This is a genomic window from Enterococcus sp. XAF26B05_ASV22 (assembly GCF_056727285.1).
Window position 1 is genome coordinate 375229 of record NZ_CM161538.1, and the last position, 16308, is coordinate 391536.

At 39.2% G+C, this 16308-nt stretch carries 27 protein-coding genes; all 27 read left to right on the plus strand.

Annotated elements, in window-relative coordinates; translation table 11 throughout:
• Positions 1–192: 192 nt before the first annotated feature.
• The 27 genes from AC1PU0_RS01925 to secY all read left to right on the plus strand — a co-directional run bounded on the left by AC1PU0_RS01925 (position 193) and on the right by secY (position 16288).
• The gene (locus AC1PU0_RS01925; RefSeq protein WP_206848420.1) at positions 193–1197 is read left to right on the plus strand and encodes a Gfo/Idh/MocA family protein; all 1005 of its coding nucleotides are present in this window, start codon (positions 193–195) and stop codon (positions 1195–1197) included.
• Between the two features lie 56 nt (positions 1198–1253).
• Positions 1254–2282 carry an inositol 2-dehydrogenase gene (gene iolG / locus AC1PU0_RS01930; protein WP_069641191.1) on the plus strand — a complete coding sequence of 343 codons (1029 nt, stop codon included), beginning with the start codon at positions 1254–1256 and terminating at the stop codon, positions 2280–2282.
• Between the two features lie 32 nt (positions 2283–2314).
• Positions 2315–3208, plus strand: coding sequence for a myo-inosose-2 dehydratase (gene iolE / locus AC1PU0_RS01935; RefSeq protein ID WP_206848422.1), 894 nt, complete (start codon positions 2315–2317; stop codon positions 3206–3208).
• A 24-nt stretch (positions 3209–3232) separates the two neighbouring features.
• On the plus strand, positions 3233–4834 hold the full coding sequence (locus tag AC1PU0_RS01940) for a solute:sodium symporter family transporter (protein WP_206848423.1): 1602 nt from the start codon (positions 3233–3235) through the stop codon (positions 4832–4834).
• Positions 4835–4885: 51 nt separating this feature from the next.
• On the plus strand, positions 4886–5191 hold the full coding sequence (locus AC1PU0_RS01945; RefSeq protein WP_206848424.1) for a PTS sugar transporter subunit IIB: 306 nt from the start codon (positions 4886–4888) through the stop codon (positions 5189–5191).
• 476 nt (positions 5192–5667) lie between these two features.
• Complete coding sequence (rpsJ, locus tag AC1PU0_RS01950) at positions 5668–5976, plus strand: 30S ribosomal protein S10 (RefSeq protein WP_002389727.1); 309 nt, start codon at positions 5668–5670, stop codon at positions 5974–5976.
• Positions 5977–6000: 24 nt separating this feature from the next.
• Positions 6001–6630 (plus strand): 50S ribosomal protein L3, encoded by a 630-nt coding sequence (rplC, locus tag AC1PU0_RS01955; protein WP_010766222.1) that lies wholly within the window; start codon positions 6001–6003, stop codon positions 6628–6630.
• Between the two features lie 25 nt (positions 6631–6655).
• A complete protein-coding gene (rplD, locus tag AC1PU0_RS01960; RefSeq protein ID WP_010761689.1) occupies positions 6656–7279 on the plus strand; it encodes a 50S ribosomal protein L4 in 624 nt (207 codons plus the stop codon).
• Positions 7279–7569, plus strand: a complete 291-nt coding sequence (rplW, locus tag AC1PU0_RS01965; protein ID WP_010761688.1) for a 50S ribosomal protein L23 — start codon at positions 7279–7281, stop codon at positions 7567–7569. The genes rplD and rplW overlap by 1 nt, the downstream gene beginning before the upstream one ends.
• Before the next feature lie 38 nt (positions 7570–7607).
• The gene (gene rplB / locus AC1PU0_RS01970) at positions 7608–8438 is read left to right on the plus strand and encodes a 50S ribosomal protein L2 (protein WP_069654056.1); all 831 of its coding nucleotides are present in this window, start codon (positions 7608–7610) and stop codon (positions 8436–8438) included.
• A 42-nt stretch (positions 8439–8480) separates the two neighbouring features.
• Positions 8481–8759, plus strand: a complete 279-nt coding sequence (gene rpsS / locus AC1PU0_RS01975; RefSeq protein ID WP_010761686.1) for a 30S ribosomal protein S19 — start codon at positions 8481–8483, stop codon at positions 8757–8759.
• Positions 8760–8780: 21 nt separating this feature from the next.
• On the plus strand, positions 8781–9128 hold the full coding sequence (gene rplV, locus AC1PU0_RS01980; RefSeq protein ID WP_010761685.1) for a 50S ribosomal protein L22: 348 nt from the start codon (positions 8781–8783) through the stop codon (positions 9126–9128).
• A 110-nt stretch (positions 9129–9238) separates the two neighbouring features.
• Positions 9239–9895 carry a 30S ribosomal protein S3 gene (rpsC, locus tag AC1PU0_RS01985; RefSeq protein ID WP_010766221.1) on the plus strand — a complete coding sequence of 219 codons (657 nt, stop codon included), beginning with the start codon at positions 9239–9241 and terminating at the stop codon, positions 9893–9895.
• Positions 9896–9897: 2 nt separating this feature from the next.
• Complete coding sequence (gene rplP / locus AC1PU0_RS01990; protein ID WP_010761683.1) at positions 9898–10332, plus strand: 50S ribosomal protein L16; 435 nt, start codon at positions 9898–9900, stop codon at positions 10330–10332.
• On the plus strand, positions 10322–10510 hold the full coding sequence (gene rpmC / locus AC1PU0_RS01995; protein WP_010761682.1) for a 50S ribosomal protein L29: 189 nt from the start codon (positions 10322–10324) through the stop codon (positions 10508–10510). Before rplP ends, rpmC begins: the two co-directional genes overlap by 11 nt.
• A gap of 23 nt (positions 10511–10533) precedes the next feature.
• Entirely contained in the window at positions 10534–10800 is a 267-nt protein-coding gene (gene rpsQ / locus AC1PU0_RS02000; RefSeq protein WP_010761681.1) for a 30S ribosomal protein S17, read from the plus strand.
• 59 nt (positions 10801–10859) lie between these two features.
• Positions 10860–11228: a 50S ribosomal protein L14 gene (gene rplN, locus AC1PU0_RS02005; protein ID WP_010761680.1), complete on the plus strand. Its 369-nt coding sequence runs from the start codon at positions 10860–10862 to the stop codon at positions 11226–11228.
• A 34-nt stretch (positions 11229–11262) separates the two neighbouring features.
• A complete protein-coding gene (rplX, locus tag AC1PU0_RS02010) occupies positions 11263–11571 on the plus strand; it encodes a 50S ribosomal protein L24 (protein ID WP_010761679.1) in 309 nt (102 codons plus the stop codon).
• Positions 11572–11597: 26 nt separating this feature from the next.
• Positions 11598–12137 (plus strand): 50S ribosomal protein L5, encoded by a 540-nt coding sequence (gene rplE, locus AC1PU0_RS02015; RefSeq protein WP_010770625.1) that lies wholly within the window; start codon positions 11598–11600, stop codon positions 12135–12137.
• A gap of 18 nt (positions 12138–12155) precedes the next feature.
• Positions 12156–12341, plus strand: coding sequence for a type Z 30S ribosomal protein S14 (locus AC1PU0_RS02020; RefSeq protein ID WP_002356214.1), 186 nt, complete (start codon positions 12156–12158; stop codon positions 12339–12341).
• A 35-nt stretch (positions 12342–12376) separates the two neighbouring features.
• On the plus strand, positions 12377–12775 hold the full coding sequence (gene rpsH, locus AC1PU0_RS02025; RefSeq protein ID WP_010761677.1) for a 30S ribosomal protein S8: 399 nt from the start codon (positions 12377–12379) through the stop codon (positions 12773–12775).
• A 31-nt stretch (positions 12776–12806) separates the two neighbouring features.
• Complete coding sequence (gene rplF, locus AC1PU0_RS02030; RefSeq protein WP_069645935.1) at positions 12807–13343, plus strand: 50S ribosomal protein L6; 537 nt, start codon at positions 12807–12809, stop codon at positions 13341–13343.
• Positions 13344–13439: 96 nt separating this feature from the next.
• Positions 13440–13796: a 50S ribosomal protein L18 gene (rplR, locus tag AC1PU0_RS02035; RefSeq protein WP_010761675.1), complete on the plus strand. Its 357-nt coding sequence runs from the start codon at positions 13440–13442 to the stop codon at positions 13794–13796.
• Between the two features lie 20 nt (positions 13797–13816).
• Entirely contained in the window at positions 13817–14317 is a 501-nt protein-coding gene (gene rpsE, locus AC1PU0_RS02040; protein WP_010761674.1) for a 30S ribosomal protein S5, read from the plus strand.
• Positions 14318–14330: 13 nt separating this feature from the next.
• Positions 14331–14510 (plus strand): 50S ribosomal protein L30, encoded by a 180-nt coding sequence (rpmD, locus tag AC1PU0_RS02045; RefSeq protein WP_010761673.1) that lies wholly within the window; start codon positions 14331–14333, stop codon positions 14508–14510.
• Positions 14511–14546: 36 nt separating this feature from the next.
• Positions 14547–14990 carry a 50S ribosomal protein L15 gene (gene rplO / locus AC1PU0_RS02050; protein WP_069635452.1) on the plus strand — a complete coding sequence of 148 codons (444 nt, stop codon included), beginning with the start codon at positions 14547–14549 and terminating at the stop codon, positions 14988–14990.
• Entirely contained in the window at positions 14990–16288 is a 1299-nt protein-coding gene (gene secY / locus AC1PU0_RS02055; protein ID WP_069654055.1) for a preprotein translocase subunit SecY, read from the plus strand. The genes rplO and secY overlap by 1 nt, the downstream gene beginning before the upstream one ends.
• The last annotated feature ends 20 nt before the right edge of the window (positions 16289–16308 follow it).

Genomic DNA, 16308 nt, shown 5'->3' on the forward strand with positions numbered 1-16308 from the left:
GAGCGTTTCACTTCACGAAATAAGAAGGAGTTGTTTCTGATCTTACCGTGTGTTCAAATTCTAGGTCTATAGGCTATAGCTTAACGAGTTATAGTCCATATGCAAAGAAGTATTTTTTGAAAGCGCATACGTTACAGTGTGGCTAAGGAAGTTGTCCAGCAGGTTTGTAAAAAAGAAAATGGAGGCAAAACAATGGATTTAAAAGTTGGCGTCATTGGGACAGGTGCAATCGGCATCGAACATATTAAACGAATCAATGAAAAAGTGCAAGGCGCGTACGTGACTGCGGTATCAGATATAAACGTAGAACAAGCTCAGCGTTTAGCAAATCAGATTGATGCTGTCTTTTTTGAAACAGGAGAAGAATTGATTGCTTCACCTGATGTGGCTATTGTTGTGGTAACTTCTTGGGATCCAACCCATGAAAAATATGTTTTAGAAGCAATTAAACATGGAAAATATGTTTTCTGTGAAAAACCTTTAGCGACAGATAGCGCAGGTTGTAAACGAATCGTTGATGCTGAAGTAAAAGCAGGAAAGAAACTAGTTCAAGTCGGCTTTATGAGACGATACGATCGAGGTTATATTGAATTGAAAGAAGCCATCGAAACCAAAAAATTCGGGGAGCCTTTGATGCTTCATTGCGCCCATAGAAACCCAACGGCAGATGAAAACTATTTAACGCCAATGGCGATCATTAACACAGGAATCCATGAACTCGATGCTTTGCGTTGGTTGCTTCAAGAAGATTATATTTCAGCTCAAATGATTTTGCCTAAACAAACGAGTTTCACACATGAAAAACTGCATGATCCACAGATGTTGATTTTAGAAACAGTTTCTGGTGTCCATATCGATTTAGAGATTTTCGTTAATTGTCAGTTTGGTTATGATATCAAATGTGATGTTGTCTGTGAAACGGGAGAAATTGGATTAGAAGATCCAGCATACACACATGTGAAGGCAAAAGGAAAAAATTATACCAAGATCGCACCAGATTGGCAAACTCGTTTTGTTGAAGCGTATGACTATGAATTTGAATTATGGATTCGTTCGATTCAAACGGGCAATCTAACTGGACCGACTGCTTGGGATGGTTATGCGGCGGCCGTTACGATGGACGCTTGTGGTAAGGCTAGAGATACAGGTGAGCGAACATTGATTCAGTTACCTGAATGTCCAGCATTATATAAATGAAGCAACTTTATTAAATAAATCAACATTTAACTTTTAATTATAGGAGGAAGTAAAGAGTGGAAAAAATCAAGGTTGGAATTGTTGGCTTAGGCCGTTTAGGGAAAGTTCACGCAAAAAATTTAGCTGAAAATGTTCAAGGGTGTCAATTAATTGCCGCTTGTAGTTTTGTAAAAGAAGAATTGGATTATGCAGTCAGGGAATTAGGGGTAGAAGAAACCTATCAAGACTATGAAGAAATGGTCAAAAGTCCAACGATTGATGCGGTGTTTATTGTTTCCCCTTCTGGGTTTCACTGCGAGCAGATTCAATTGGCGATGGAACATGGTAAACACGTCTTCAGTGAAAAACCGATTGGCTTGGATTTAGCTGAAATCAAAGCGACAGAGCGGGTAATTCAAAGTCGTCCGGAACAAGTATTTATGTTGGGATTCATGCGTCGTTATGACGATTCGTACCGCTATGCCAAACAATTAGTAGAAGATGGGGAATTAGGGGAACTGACTCTGATGCGCTGTTATAGTATCGATCCTAGTTCAGGTATGGAAAGCTTTGTAAAATTTGCGGGCGCCAGTGATAGTGGAGGGATTTTTATGGATATGTCAATTCACGATATCGATTTAGTCCGTTGGTTTACAGAAAAAGAAGTAAGTAAAGTATGGGCGCTAGGGAAAAATGCTGCATATCCTGAATTGGATAAAGTAGGAGAATTGGAAACAGGAGCGGCCATGATGCAATTGGAAAACCAAGCGATGGCGATCTTAGTTGCAGGTCGTAATTGTCATCATGGTTACCATGTAGAAACTGAGCTGATTGGAACGAAAGGGATGCTTAGAGTAGCAGCGGCGCCAGAGAAAAATCTTGTTACGATCATGGATGAAAAAGGCGTTGTACGAGCTTGCTCACAAGATTTTCCAGAACGCTTTCGTGAAGCTTTCGTTAATGAAGCGAAAGAGTTTATTGCATGTATCAAAGAAAAACGTCAACCGCAAGTTTCAGCTTATGATGGGCTGCAGTCAACTAAAATCGCACTAGCGTGTAAACAATCATTTGAAACAAATGAATTGATCACAATTGAAAATCTATAGATAGCAGTCCTTTGAAAGGGGAGAAAAATAAAATGAATGAGTCAAAAATCCGTTTTGGCATTGCGCCGATTGCTTGGACAAATGATGATATGCCAGAGTTAGGGAAAGAAAATACGTTTGAGCAGTGTATTAGTGAGATGGCTTTGTCCGGCTATGTAGGGACTGAAATTGGGAATAAGTACCCGAAAGATCCAGATGTCTTACGACCGTATCTTGATATTCGAGGGTTGTCAGTCGCAAGTGCTTGGTTTAGTGCCTTTTTAACAACGAAACCGTATGAAGAGACAGAGCAAGCGTTTATTGAACATATGAATTTTCTCCATGCTATGGGGGCCAAAGTGATTGTTGTGTCGGAACAAGGACATAGCATTCAGGGTCAGATGGATCTAGCAATTTTCAAAGAAAAGCCGGTATTTTCTGCGTCAGATTGGCAAGCATTAGCAACTGGTTTGGAACGCTTGGGTGCGTTGGTAAATGCGAAAGGAATGACGATTGTTTATCATCATCATATGGGGACAGGTGTGCAAACGACAGAAGAAATCACTCGTTTGATGGACTTGACAGATCCTGAAAAAGTTTCTTTGCTATTTGATACCGGACATTTGGTCTTTTCTGGCGAAGACCCAATTGAAATTTATCAAAAATATCAAGAGCGTATCAAACACATTCATTTTAAAGATATACGAGAGCAGATAGCAAGACAAGTCAGCACAACGGAGCAAAGTTTTTTAAATGCAGTTAAGTCAGGAGTATTTACTGTTCCAGGAGACGGGATGATCGATTTTGCACCGATTTGGGAAGTTATCAAGAGTAGTGATTACGAAGGGTGGATTGTTGTTGAAGCCGAACAAGATCCGGCGCAGGCTAATCCTTTTGAATACGCAGTGAAAGCGAGAGACTACATTCACGAAATCACGAGTATTTAAAAACAAAAAAAGGAGCGGAATTCTATGAATCTATTTTCTCTTATTAGTTTTGTCGTAATCGTGGCTTGTGTTTGGATTTTTGCGTACAGTCGTGCGAAAGGTGTAGATACTTCTGGATCAGAAGGGTTCTTTATGGGAGGGAGAAGCCTGACCGCTTTGCCGATTGCAGGTTCTATTATCATGACGAATTTATCCACTGAACAAATCGTTGGTCAGAACGGGCAAAGTTATCACGCTGGTATGGAAGTTATGGCGTGGGAAGTAACAGCTGCGATTGCAATTGTTGCCTTAGCGGTCATTTTTTTACCGAAATATTTCAAATATGGTATCAACACCGTTTCAGATTTTATTGAAATTCGCTATGATACAGTAACGAAACGGATTATTTCGATTCTATTTATCGTGACATATATGATTTCATTTTTACCAGTTGTTTTATATTCAGGTTCACTCGTTTTTAATAAAATTTTTCATATAGATGAATTGTTAGGTGTTCGTCCGATTGTCGCCATTATTTTGGTTGCCTTAATCATCGGCGTGATCGGAATTCTCTATTTATTGATTGGTGGATTATCATTGAGTGCCAATAGCGATACCGTATATGGTGTTGGGTTGTTGATTTGTGGTTTATTGATTCCAATCTTAGGTGTAATGAAACTAGGTGATGGGAACTTTATTGGTGGTGTGGATTATATTGTCGACCATACTCCGTGGTTGTTAAACTCTGTTGGCGCAATCGATTCAGCGATTGTCCCTTGGCCAACGTTGATCACGGGAATGTTGTTCAATAATTTATATTTCTGGTGTACGAATCAAATGATTGTGCAAAAAGCGTTATCAGGGAAAAATCTAGCAGAAGCGCAAAAAGGAACTTTTATCGTAGGACTTTTCAAAGTATTTGGTGCGTTGTTCTTAGTATTTCCAGGTATCGTCGCACGTAATATTTTCGGTGATGCACTGATGAGTAATCCCGACAATGCATACCCATATCTTGTGACGGAGGTTTTACCTCAAGCATTGTTTGGTGTATTTGCAGCTGTGATTTTCGGGGCAATTCTGTCTTCCTTTGCGGGTGCGTTGAATGCAACAGCGACTCTATTTTCGTTAGATTTCTACAAACCTGTGATTAATAAACAAGCGGATGATAAACAAATTGCTCGGGCTGGGAAAATTGTTACTATAATAGTTGGCGTAATATCTGTGATTGTTGCACCGTTCATTTCCTTCGCTCCAGCAGGATTATATCAGTTTGTACAAGAGTTCAACGGATTATATAATATGCCGTTGTTGGTTATTATCCTGTTTGCCTTTTATTCGAAAAAAGCGACAGCTATCGCAGCGAAATCAACAATTGCGATTCATATTGTGTTGTATGTATTATCAAAAGTCTTTTTGAAAGATATTCATTTCTTGTATGTGTTGAGTCTGCTATTTTTCTTAGATATTTTGATCATGTTGGCAATTTCTAAGTGGAAACCAGATGGAACATTTGTGTTGGAGTCCTTCGATACGAAAGTAGACATCAAACCTTGGCGTTATGCGAGAGTCGTTTCGATTGTTTTGGTGGTAATTGTCATTTTGACTTATGTTGCTTTTTCTCCAATAGGTTTAGCGAGCTTACAATAAGGTGAGCTTAGTGTTCGGGAAAAAAGAATGTCGATTAGCAGGAGGGTTGATATGGAAAAAACGATTTTGATTATCTGTGAATCTGGAATCAGTGCTTCATTATTGGTTTCAAAAATTCTCGAGTCTCTTAGGGAAAAAGAGTTAGAATACGCAATCGATTATGCACCTGTAAGTCGTATTCAAGAGAAACTTATGTTTAAAAATTATGATGTATTACTTTTAACACCTCAAATTGCAAGATATGAGGAGCAAATACGAGGGATTGTTGATCAGGAAAAATGTACGTCTAAGATTGTTTTTATGAAACCAGAAGATTTTCAGTATATGAATGTTGAACGAATGATTAGTCAACTATAAACAAGTATTTTTGTTAAAAAGGAAGGAGTTGCTTCTGCGCCCACCGTTTATTCGGTTACTAAGAGCCTGAAACATAACGTTTTTAGTTATGTCCCAGGCTCGTCTTTTTTTGCTTCAAAATAGTAGTTGCGCGCAAGGAGCTTCCGTTGTCAAAACGATTCACTTTCCTTCTATTATATATACAGTTTTTTATTGCTGACTGAATCAGTTGTATACAAAAGAATAATAATCAAAAGAATGCTTACAAAAAAAATGTCTTTTTTCTGAAAAAAACCTTGCTATTACTATGTTTCTGTAATATAATTACAAAGGTGCTATTTACAGAAGTGTAAAAGCATTGGTAAATCAAGCTTTTGATCTACCGGCTAAGAAACGAGAGGTTGCGACACGCCCGGACGCTTTGCCACGAACGAGCGTGACGGAAAAATTTTCGTGGAGCTATGTCTACTTTCAAAATAGGCGAAGGAGGGAACAAGATGGCAAAACAAAAAATTCGTATCCGTTTAAAAGCGTATGAACACCGTATTTTAGATCAATCAGCGGATAAAATTGTGGAAACAGCAAAAAGAACTGGAGCTGACGTGTCAGGACCAATTCCATTACCAACAGAACGCTCGCTTTACACAGTTATTCGTGCGACTCATAAATACAAAGATTCACGCGAACAATTCGAAATGCGTACGCACAAACGTCTAATCGACATTGTGAACCCAACACCAAAAACAGTTGATGCTTTAATGAAGCTTGACTTACCATCTGGTGTGAATATTGAAATCAAACTATAAAATCAAGATGATGGAGGTGTACTCATGACCAAAGGAATCTTAGGAAAAAAAGTGGGAATGACACAAATCTTTACTGAGTCTGGTGAATTAATTCCAGTAACAGTAGTTGAAGCTACGCCAAACGTAGTTTTACAAGTAAAAACTGTTGAGACTGACGGATACGAAGCTATCCAAATCGGTTACCAAGACAAACGTGAAGTATTAGCGAACAAACCTGCGAAAGGTCATGTTGCAAAAGCAAACACGGCTCCTAAGCGCTTCATTAAGGAATTCAAAAATGTTGAGCTAGGAGAATATGAAGTAGGTAAAGAAATTAAGGTAGATGTTTTCCAAGCAGGTGACATTATTGATGTTACAGGAACTTCGAAAGGTAAAGGATTCCAAGGCGTTATCAAACGTCACGGACAAAGCCGCGGACCAATGAGTCACGGTTCACGTTACCACCGTCGTCCTGGGTCAATGGGTCCAGTTGCACCTAATCGTGTATTTAAAAATAAAAAACTTGCCGGCCGTATGGGTGGTAACCGCGTAACAATTCAAAACCTTGAAATTGTTAAAGTGGACGCTGAAAGAAATGTAATCATGATTAAAGGTAACATTCCTGGAGCGAAAAAATCATTAATCACAATCAAATCAGCTGTGAAAGCTAAATAAGCGTAGGGAAAGGAGGAACTAAGGAATGCCGAATGTAGCATTATTTAAACAAGATGGAACTCAAAATGGCGAAATCACTTTAAACGAAGAGATTTTCGGAATCGAACCAAATGAAACAGTTGTCTACGATGCAATCATCATGCAACGTGCTTCATTAAGACAAGGTACACACTCAGTAAAACACCGCGGAGAAGTTCGTGGCGGCGGCCGTAAACCATGGCGTCAAAAAGGAACTGGTCGTGCTCGTCAAGGTTCAATTCGTTCACCACAATGGCGTGGAGGTGGCGTAGTCTTCGGACCAACACCGCGTTCTTACAGCTACAAACTTCCTAAAAAAGTTCGTCGTTTAGCAATGAAATCTGTATTATCAGATAAAGTTGCTGAAAACAATTTGGTAGCTGTTGAAGCTTTAGGCTTTGATGCACCAAAAACAAAAGAATTCAAACAAGTTCTAACAAACTTATCTATTGATGCGAAAGTATTAGTTGTTTTAGAAACTGGAAATGATTTTGCAGCTTTGTCTGCACGTAATCTACCAAACGTTTCTGTAGTAACTTCTGATAACGTAAGTGTTTTAGATATCGTTTCTAATACTAAAGTATTGGCAACACAAACTGCTCTTACTCAAATTGAGGAGGTGCTTGCATAATGAACTTACTAGACGTAATCAAACGCCCAGTGATCACTGAAAAATCCATGCTTGCTATGGACGAAAAGAAATACACTTTCGAAGTGGACACTCGCGCAAATAAAACTTTAGTAAAACAAGCTGTTGTAGCAGCATTTGATGTTAAAGTTAAAAACGTAAACATCATTAACGTGCGCCCTAAATTTAAACGTATGGGTAAACACGCTGGTTACACAAAAAAACGTCGCAAAGCTGTTGTGACATTAACAGATGATTCAAAAGAAATTCAAATTTTCGATGCTGCTGAATAAGCAGTCCATGTTAACTATTAAATGGGAGGGAAAAAGACGTGGCGATTAAAAAGTATAAACCTACCACAAATGGCCGTCGTAATATGACAGCATCTGATTTCGCTGAAATCACGACATCAACACCTGAAAAATCGTTGTTGGCGCCATTAAAAAACCATGCCGGTCGTAACAACAATGGTCGTATTACAGTTCGTCATCAAGGTGGCGGTCACAAACGTCAATACCGTATGATCGACTTCAAACGTAATAAAGATAACGTTGTAGCGGTTGTCAAAACGATTGAGTATGATCCAAACCGTTCTGCTAACATCGCGTTAGTACATTACGAAGATGGAATCAAAGCATACATTCTAGCACCAAAAGGATTGGAAGTAGGCATGCGCCTTGTTTCCGGTACTGAAGCAGATATTAAAGTAGGGAACGCATTACCATTGGAAAACATTCCAGTCGGTACTGTTGTCCACAATATTGAAATGAAACCTGGTAAAGGCGGTCAATTAATCCGTTCTGCTGGAACAAGTGCACAAGTACTTGGTAAAGAAGGCAAATATGTATTAATCCGTTTGAATTCAGGCGAAGTTCGTATGATCTTAGCAACTTGCCGTGCAACAGTTGGTTCTGTTGGTAACGAACAACACGAATTAATCAACATTGGTAAAGCAGGCCGCTCACGTTGGATGCGTAAACGCCCAACTGTACGTGGTAGCGTAATGAACCCGAACGATCACCCACACGGTGGTGGTGAAGGGAAACAACCGATCGGACGTAAAGCTCCAGTATCACCTTGGGGTCAACCTGCTATCGGCTTGAAAACTCGTAATAAAAAAGCTAAATCAGACAAACTTATCGTTCGTCGTCGTACTAAATAATTTTTTTGACCATGTGTCGTACATTTTGAGAGGAGGTTCACCATGGGTCGTAGTTTGAAAAAAGGACCTTTCGCTGATGAGCATTTAATGAAAAAAGTTGAAGCTCAACAAGGTGCCGAAAAGAAGAAAGTAATTAAAACTTGGTCTCGCCGTTCTACAATTTTTCCAACATTCGTTGGATTTACAATTGCCGTATATGATGGACGTAAACACGTTCCAGTATACATCCAAGAAGACATGGTAGGACATAAATTAGGTGAATTTGCACCAACTAGAACTTATCGTGGCCACGGAGCCGACGATAAGAAAACTAGACGTTAATTTTGAGGGGAGGAAATGCAAATGTCAGAACAAATTACATCAGCTAAGGCAACTGCAAAAACAGTTCGCACTTCACCTCGTAAAGCCCGTTTAGTAATCGATCTTATCAGAGGTAAAAGCGTTGCGGATGCAATTTCTATCTTGAAATTCATGCCAAACAAATCTGCTGGAATCATTGAAAAAGTTTTAATGTCAGCAGTTGCTAACGCAGAAAATAACTTTGACTTAGACGTTGAAAACTTAGTAGTATCTGAAGCATTTGTCAACGAAGGACCAACAATGAAACGCTTCCGTCCACGTGCAAAAGGTTCAGCATCACCAATCAATAAACGTACAAGTCATCTTACAGTAGTCGTATCAGAAAAATAATCTGTTTTAAACAGATGTCACTTGATAAGAGGAGGTCCATTATTCTTAATGCATTAGCATTTTGAAATAGTGGCAACCGAACCTTAAAAGATTAAGAGGAGGGACAATCAGTGGGTCAAAAAGTACATCCAATTGGAATGCGTGTAGGCATCATCCGCGACTGGGATGCAAAATGGTATGCTGAAAAAGAGTATGCTGAGTTCTTACACGAAGATTTAAGAATCCGTAAATTTATCGCGACAAAACTTGCTGATGCCGCTGTGTCTACAATTGAGATCGAGCGCGCTGCAAATCGTGTGAACATTTCAATCCACACAGCTAAACCAGGTATGGTTATCGGTAAAGGCGGATCTGAAGTCGAAAACCTAAGAAAATCATTAAATTCATTGACTGGTAAAAGAGTTCATATCAACATCATTGAAATCAAAAAACCAGATTTAGATGCAAAATTAGTAGGCGAAGGAATTGCACGTCAATTAGAAAACCGTGTTGCTTTCCGTCGTGCTCAAAAACAAGCGATTCAACGCACTATGCGTTCAGGCGCTAAAGGAATCAAAACACAAGTATCAGGTCGTTTAAACGGTGCTGATATTGCTCGTTCAGAAGGTTACTCTGAAGGTACAGTTCCACTTCACACTTTGCGTGCTGATATTGATTACGCATGGGAAGAAGCAGACACAACTTACGGAAAATTAGGAGTTAAAGTGTGGATTTACCGTGGAGAAATTCTTCCAACGAAAAAAAACACTGAGAAAGGAGGGAAATAATCATGTTAGTACCTAAACGTGTAAAACACCGTCGTGAATTTAGAGGTAAAATGCGTGGTGAAGCCAAAGGTGGAAAAGAAGTAACATTTGGTGAATGGGGCTTACAAGCAACTGAATCTCACTGGATTACTAACCGTCAAATCGAAGCTGCCCGTATTGCTATGACTCGTTATATGAAACGTGGCGGGAAAGTATGGATTAAAATTTTCCCTCACAAATCATACACAAGTAAAGCTATCGGTGTTCGTATGGGTAAAGGTAAAGGGGCTCCTGAAGGCTGGGTTTCACCAGTTAAACGTGGTAAAATCATGTTTGAAATCGCAGGCGTACCTGAAGAAGTAGCTCGTGAAGCTCTTCGTCTTGCATCCCACAAATTACCGGTGAAAACCAAAATTGTAAAACGTGAGGAAATGGGTGGTGAATCGAATGAAGGTTAAAGAAATCAGAGAATTAACCACTGCCGAAATGCTTGAAAAAGAAAAGCAATTCAAAGAAGAATTATTTAATCTTAGATTCCAACTAGCAACAGGTCAATTAGAAAACACTGCACGTATTCAAGAAGTACGTCAATCGATTGCACGCATCAAAACAGTATTGCGTGAACAAGCTAACTAATAGTGGAAGGAGGCCAAACGCGTATGACTGAAGAAAGAAATCAACGCAAAGTTTACCAAGGTCGTGTTGTTTCAGATAAGATGGATAAAACTATCACTGTTGTCGTAGAAACAAAGAAAAACCATCCTATTTATGGTAAACGTATGAAATATTCTAAGAAATATAAAGCTCATGATGAAAACAACACTGCAAAAGTTGGAGACATCGTAAGAATCATGGAAACTCGTCCATTATCAGCTACAAAACGTTTCCGTTTACTAGAGGTAGTCGAAGAAGCAGTTATTATCTAATAAAAACGAGATTTTCCTATATAGATTGAGACATAAAATCTGAAAGGGGGATACACATCGTGATCCAACAAGAAAGCCGATTAAAAGTCGCAGATAACTCAGGTGCTCGTGAAATCTTAACGATTAAAGTACTAGGTGGTTCTGGACGTAAAACTGCTAATATTGGTGACGTGATCGTTGCTACCGTTAAACATGCAACGCCAGGTGGGGTTGTCAAAAAAGGTGAAGTCGTAAAAGCCGTTATCGTTCGTACTAAATCAGGAGCTCGTCGTACAGACGGTTCATACATTAAATTTGATGAAAATGCTGCTGTAATCATTCGTGATGATAAGAGCCCGCGTGGAACTCGTATCTTCGGTCCTGTTGCACGTGAATTACGTGAAAACAACTTCATGAAGATCGTTTCTCTAGCACCAGAAGTATTATAATCAGGACACGTATCAAAGGAGGTGCGAAACAGTAATGTTTGTTAAAAAAGGCGATAAAGTGAAAATTATCACTGGTAAAGACAAAAATAAAGAAGGCGTTGTATTAGCAGCGTTTCCTAAAAAAGACAAAGTCATCGTTGAAGGTGTTAACATCATGAAAAAACACCAAAAACCAAATCAAGCAGCGCCGCAAGGCGGAATCCTAGAAGTCGAAGCGCCGATTCATGTTTCTAATGTAATGGTGATTGACGGAACAGGTGTAGCTGGTCGTGTAGGTTACAAAGAAGTCGATGGAAAAAAAGTCCGTGTTTCTAAAAAAACCGGTGAAGTCTTAGATAAATAGATTAAAAGGAAGGAGGGGCTTACTAAATGAACCGCCTGAAAGAAAAATATATTAAAGAAATTACTCCAGCATTAGTGGAAAAATTTAATTATAGTTCAGTTATGCAAACACCAAAAGTTGATAAGATCGTTATTAACATGGGTGTGGGTGACGCTGTTTCAAACGCAAAAAATTTAGATAAAGCAGTTGAAGAATTAGCATTGATCACAGGTCAAAAACCATTGATCACTAAAGCTAAGAAATCAATCGCTGGTTTCCGTCTACGTGAAGGCATGCCAATCGGTGCAAAAGTTACTTTACGCGGAGAAAGAATGTACGAATTTTTAGATAAATTAGTATCTGTTTCTCTACCTCGTGTACGTGACTTCCACGGAGTAAGCAAAAAAGCTTTTGACGGACGTGGTAACTATACTTTAGGTGTTAAAGAACAATTAATCTTCCCAGAAGTTGATTATGATTTAGTAGATAAAGTACGCGGTATGGACATCGTTATTGTAACGACAGCAAACACAGATGAAGAATCTCGTGAATTGTTGACACAATTAGGTATGCCATTCCAAAAATAATAAAAGGAGGCGAACTACGTGGCTAAAAAATCAATGATTGCTAAAAACAAACGCCCTGCAAAACATTCAACACAAGCATATACTCGTTGTGAACGTTGCGGACGTCCACATTCAGTTTATCGTAAATTTCATCTTTGCCGTATTTGCTTCCGCGAACTTGCCTATAAAGGTCAAATTCCCGGCGTGAAGAAAGCTAGCTGGTAAACAAGTAAACTCGCATAAAGGAGGTAAATAGTTCAATGGTCATGACAGATCCAATTGCAGATTTTCTAACGCGCATTCGTAATGCAAACATGGTTAAACATGAAAGCTTAGAAGTGCCTGCGTCAAAAATCAAACGTGATATCGCTGAAATCTTGAAACGTGAAGGTTTTGTACGCGATGTAGAATATATCGAAGATGACAAACAAGGCGTGATTCGTGTTTTCCTTAAATACGGTAAAAACGAAGAACGTGTTATCACAAACTTAAAACGTATCTCTAAACCAGGTTTACGTGCTTATGTCAAATCTGACGAAGTACCTAAAGTATTGAATGGTCTAGGAATCGCGATTATCTCTACTTCTGAAGGTGTTGTAACTGATAAAGAAGCAAGAGCAAAAAACATCGGCGGCGAAGTAATCGCCTACGTATGGTAATTTAAAAAAACACACAAGGAGGTGTCTCTAAGTGAGCCGTATTGGTAATAAAATCGTTGTACTTCCTGCTGGCGTTGAAGTCAAACAAGAAGGAAACAACATTACTGTAAAAGGACCTAAAGGTGAATTAACACGTGAATTCTCTTCTGATATCACGATGAATATCGAAGGGAACGAAGTAACATTCACTCGTCCAAACGATAGCAAAGACATGAAAACAATCCACGGAACAACTCGTGCAAACTTCAACAACATGGTTGTTGGTGTAAGTACAGGCTTTGAAAAAGGTCTTGAACTTATCGGGGTTGGGTACCGTGCTCAAATGCAAGGGACTAAATTAGTTCTTAACGTTGGGTATTCTCATCCAGTAGAAATCACACCACCAGCTGGTGTAACTGTAGAAGTACCTTCGAATACACAAGTAGTTGTAAAAGGCGCTAACAAAGAACACGTTGGTGAATTAGCAGCAAATATTCGTGGTACTCGTCCTCCAGAACCTTATAAAGGCAAAGGAATCCGTTATGTTGGCGAATTCGTACGTCGTAAAGAAGGTAAAACTGGTAAATAATAGCAGCTTGAGAGTTATTTTTCAACTCAGTTTGAAAAATAACGATCCGTTGTCTATCGCAGCTTAATAGCTAGCAAATATAAAGAGGTGACAATTGTGATTACAAAACCAGACAAAAACAAAACACGTCAAAAGAGACATCGTCGTGTACGTAACAAAATCTCTGGTACTGCTGAGTGCCCACGCTTGAACGTATTCCGTTCTAACAAAAACATCTACGCGCAAATCATTGATGACGTAGCGGGTGTAACGCTAGCAAGTGCCTCTGCCTTAGATAAAGAAATTTCAGGTGGAAACAAAACAGAAACAGCCGCAGCTGTTGGTAAATTAATCGCTGAACGTGCCGCTGAAAAAGGCGTTAAAGTAGTAGTCTTTGACCGTGGTGGATACCTTTACCATGGCCGCGTGCAAGCTTTAGCTGAAGCAGCGCGTGAAAATGGACTAGAATTTTAGGAGAAGGAGGAACACCATTCATGGTTTATATTGATCCAAAACACTTGGAATTAGAAGACCGCGTGGTTTCTATCAACCGTGTAACGAAAGTTGTTAAAGGTGGACGTCGTCTACGCTTTGCAGCACTAGTTGTTGTGGGAGATAAAAACGGTCACGTTGGCTTTGGGACTGGTAAAGCACAAGAAGTGCCAGAAGCAATCCGTAAAGCAATCGAAGACGCGAAGAAAAACTTAGTTGAAGTGCCTATGGTTGGTTCTAGTATCCCTCACGAAGTGATCGGGGTATTTGGTGGTGGCCGTATCCTTATGAAACCTGCAGTAGAAGGTTCTGGGGTAGCCGCTGGTGGACCAGTTCGTGCCGTATTGGAATTAGCTGGTGTAGCAGATATTACATCAAAATCATTAGGTTCAAATACACCAATCAACGTTGTTCGCGCAACAGTTGAAGGGTTAAAACAATTAAAACGTGCCGAAGAAGTGGCAGCACTTCGTGGTAAATCTGTAGAAGAAATCTTAGGATAAGGAGGACAAAATAATGGCTGAATTAAAAGTAACTTTAAAACGCAGCGTTATCGGACGTCCTCAAAACCAAAAAGATACAGTTAAAGCATTAGGTTTAGGTAAACTAAACAGCTCTGTTGTGAAACCTGCGAACGAAGCAATCAAAGGTATGATCAACACTGTGTCACATTTAGTGGACGTTGAAGAAGTTTAATTTACAATAGTACATTGTTAAGGAGGTGCCAAACCAATGAAACTTCATGAATTGAAACCTGCTGAAGGTTCACGCCAAGTACGTAACCGTGTTGGACGTGGTACTTCATCTGGTAATGGTAAAACTGCTGGCCGTGGACAAAAAGGGCAAAAAGCTCGTTCAGGCGGTGGTGTAAGACTAGGATTTGAAGGGGGTCAAACTCCATTATTCCGTCGTTTACCAAAACGTGGCTTCACGAACATTAACCGTAAAGATTATGCAGTCATCAACCTAGATGTCTTAAATCGTTTCGAAGATGGAACTGAAGTAACACCTGCTGGATTGATCGAAGCTGGAATCGTGAAAAACGAAAAAGCTGGGATCAAAGTTCTTGCTAATGGTGAACTAACAACTAAAAAATTAACTGTGAAAGCAGCTAAATTCTCTAAAGCAGCAGAAGAAGCAATTGTTGCAGCTGGTGGAACAATCGAGGTGATCTAATGTTTAAACTATTAAAAGACGCTTTTAAAGTCAAAGACATTAGATCAAAAATTTTGTTTACTGTATTCATTCTTTTTGTATTTCGTTTAGGTGCGCATATAACTGTACCAGGCGTAAATGCAAAAGGATTGCAAGACTTAAGCAATTTGCCATTTCTAAATATGTTGAATATGGTCAGTGGTAGTGCGATGCAAAATTTCTCCATCTTCTCGATGGGGGTTTCGCCTTATATTACAGCATCGATCATCATTCAATTATTACAAATGGATATCGTACCAAAATTCGTAGAATGGTCTAAGCAAGGTGAAGTTGGACGTAAGAAATTGAATCAAGCAACAAGGTATCTAACGATTGTCTTGGGTATTGCTCAATCTATTGGGATTACTGCTGGATTTCAACAATTAAGTTCAGTTGGGATCGTAAAAAATCCTAACATCAGCACGTTTGTGATGATTTCTGTCATTTTAACTGGTGGAACAATGTTTGTTACGTGGTTAGGAGAGCAAATTACTGAAAAAGGAATCGGTAATGGGGTTTCAATGATTATTTTCGCTGGGATTATTTCTCGGGTACCAGAAGGTATCAAAGAAATCGTTGACGATTACTTTATCAATATTGAATCTTCTAGAATTTGGCAATCTGCTATTTTTATTGCAATTTTAATTATTGCAATTTTGGTTATCGTTACGTTAGTAACGTTTTTCCAGCAAGCAGAACGAAAAATTCCAATCCAATATACAAAACGTGTTTCAGGTGCGCCGACTAGTAGTTATTTACCGTTAAAAGTAAATGCTGCGGGGGTTATCCCAGTTATTTTTGCCAGTTCATTGATTGCAACGCCGAATGCTGTTTTACAAGCCTTTTCTAAGAGTTATTCTGGTGAAGGTTGGTATGATGTAATGACACAAATTTTTAGTTACAATACCGTTCCAGGTGCAATTATTTATACTGTACTGATCGTTGCTTTCACATTCTTCTATGCTTTTGTTCAAGTTAACCCTGAGAAATTAGCGGAAAACTTGCAAAAACAAGGAAGTTATATTCCAAGTGTACGACCAGGTAAAGGGACAGAAGAATATATTTCTGGAATGTTAATGAGACTAAGTGTTGTCGGTTCGATATTCCTAGGCTTAGTTGCGCTATTGCCAATCATTGCTCAAATGATCTGGAAATTACCGCAGTCTATCGGTCTTGGGGGAACGAGCTTACTGATTGTGATAGGTGTTGCATTAGAAACAGCGAAACAATTAGAAGGTTTAATGTTGAAACGTCAATATGTTGGCTTTATCAATAAGTAAGAGTCGTGTGTTGAGGGATT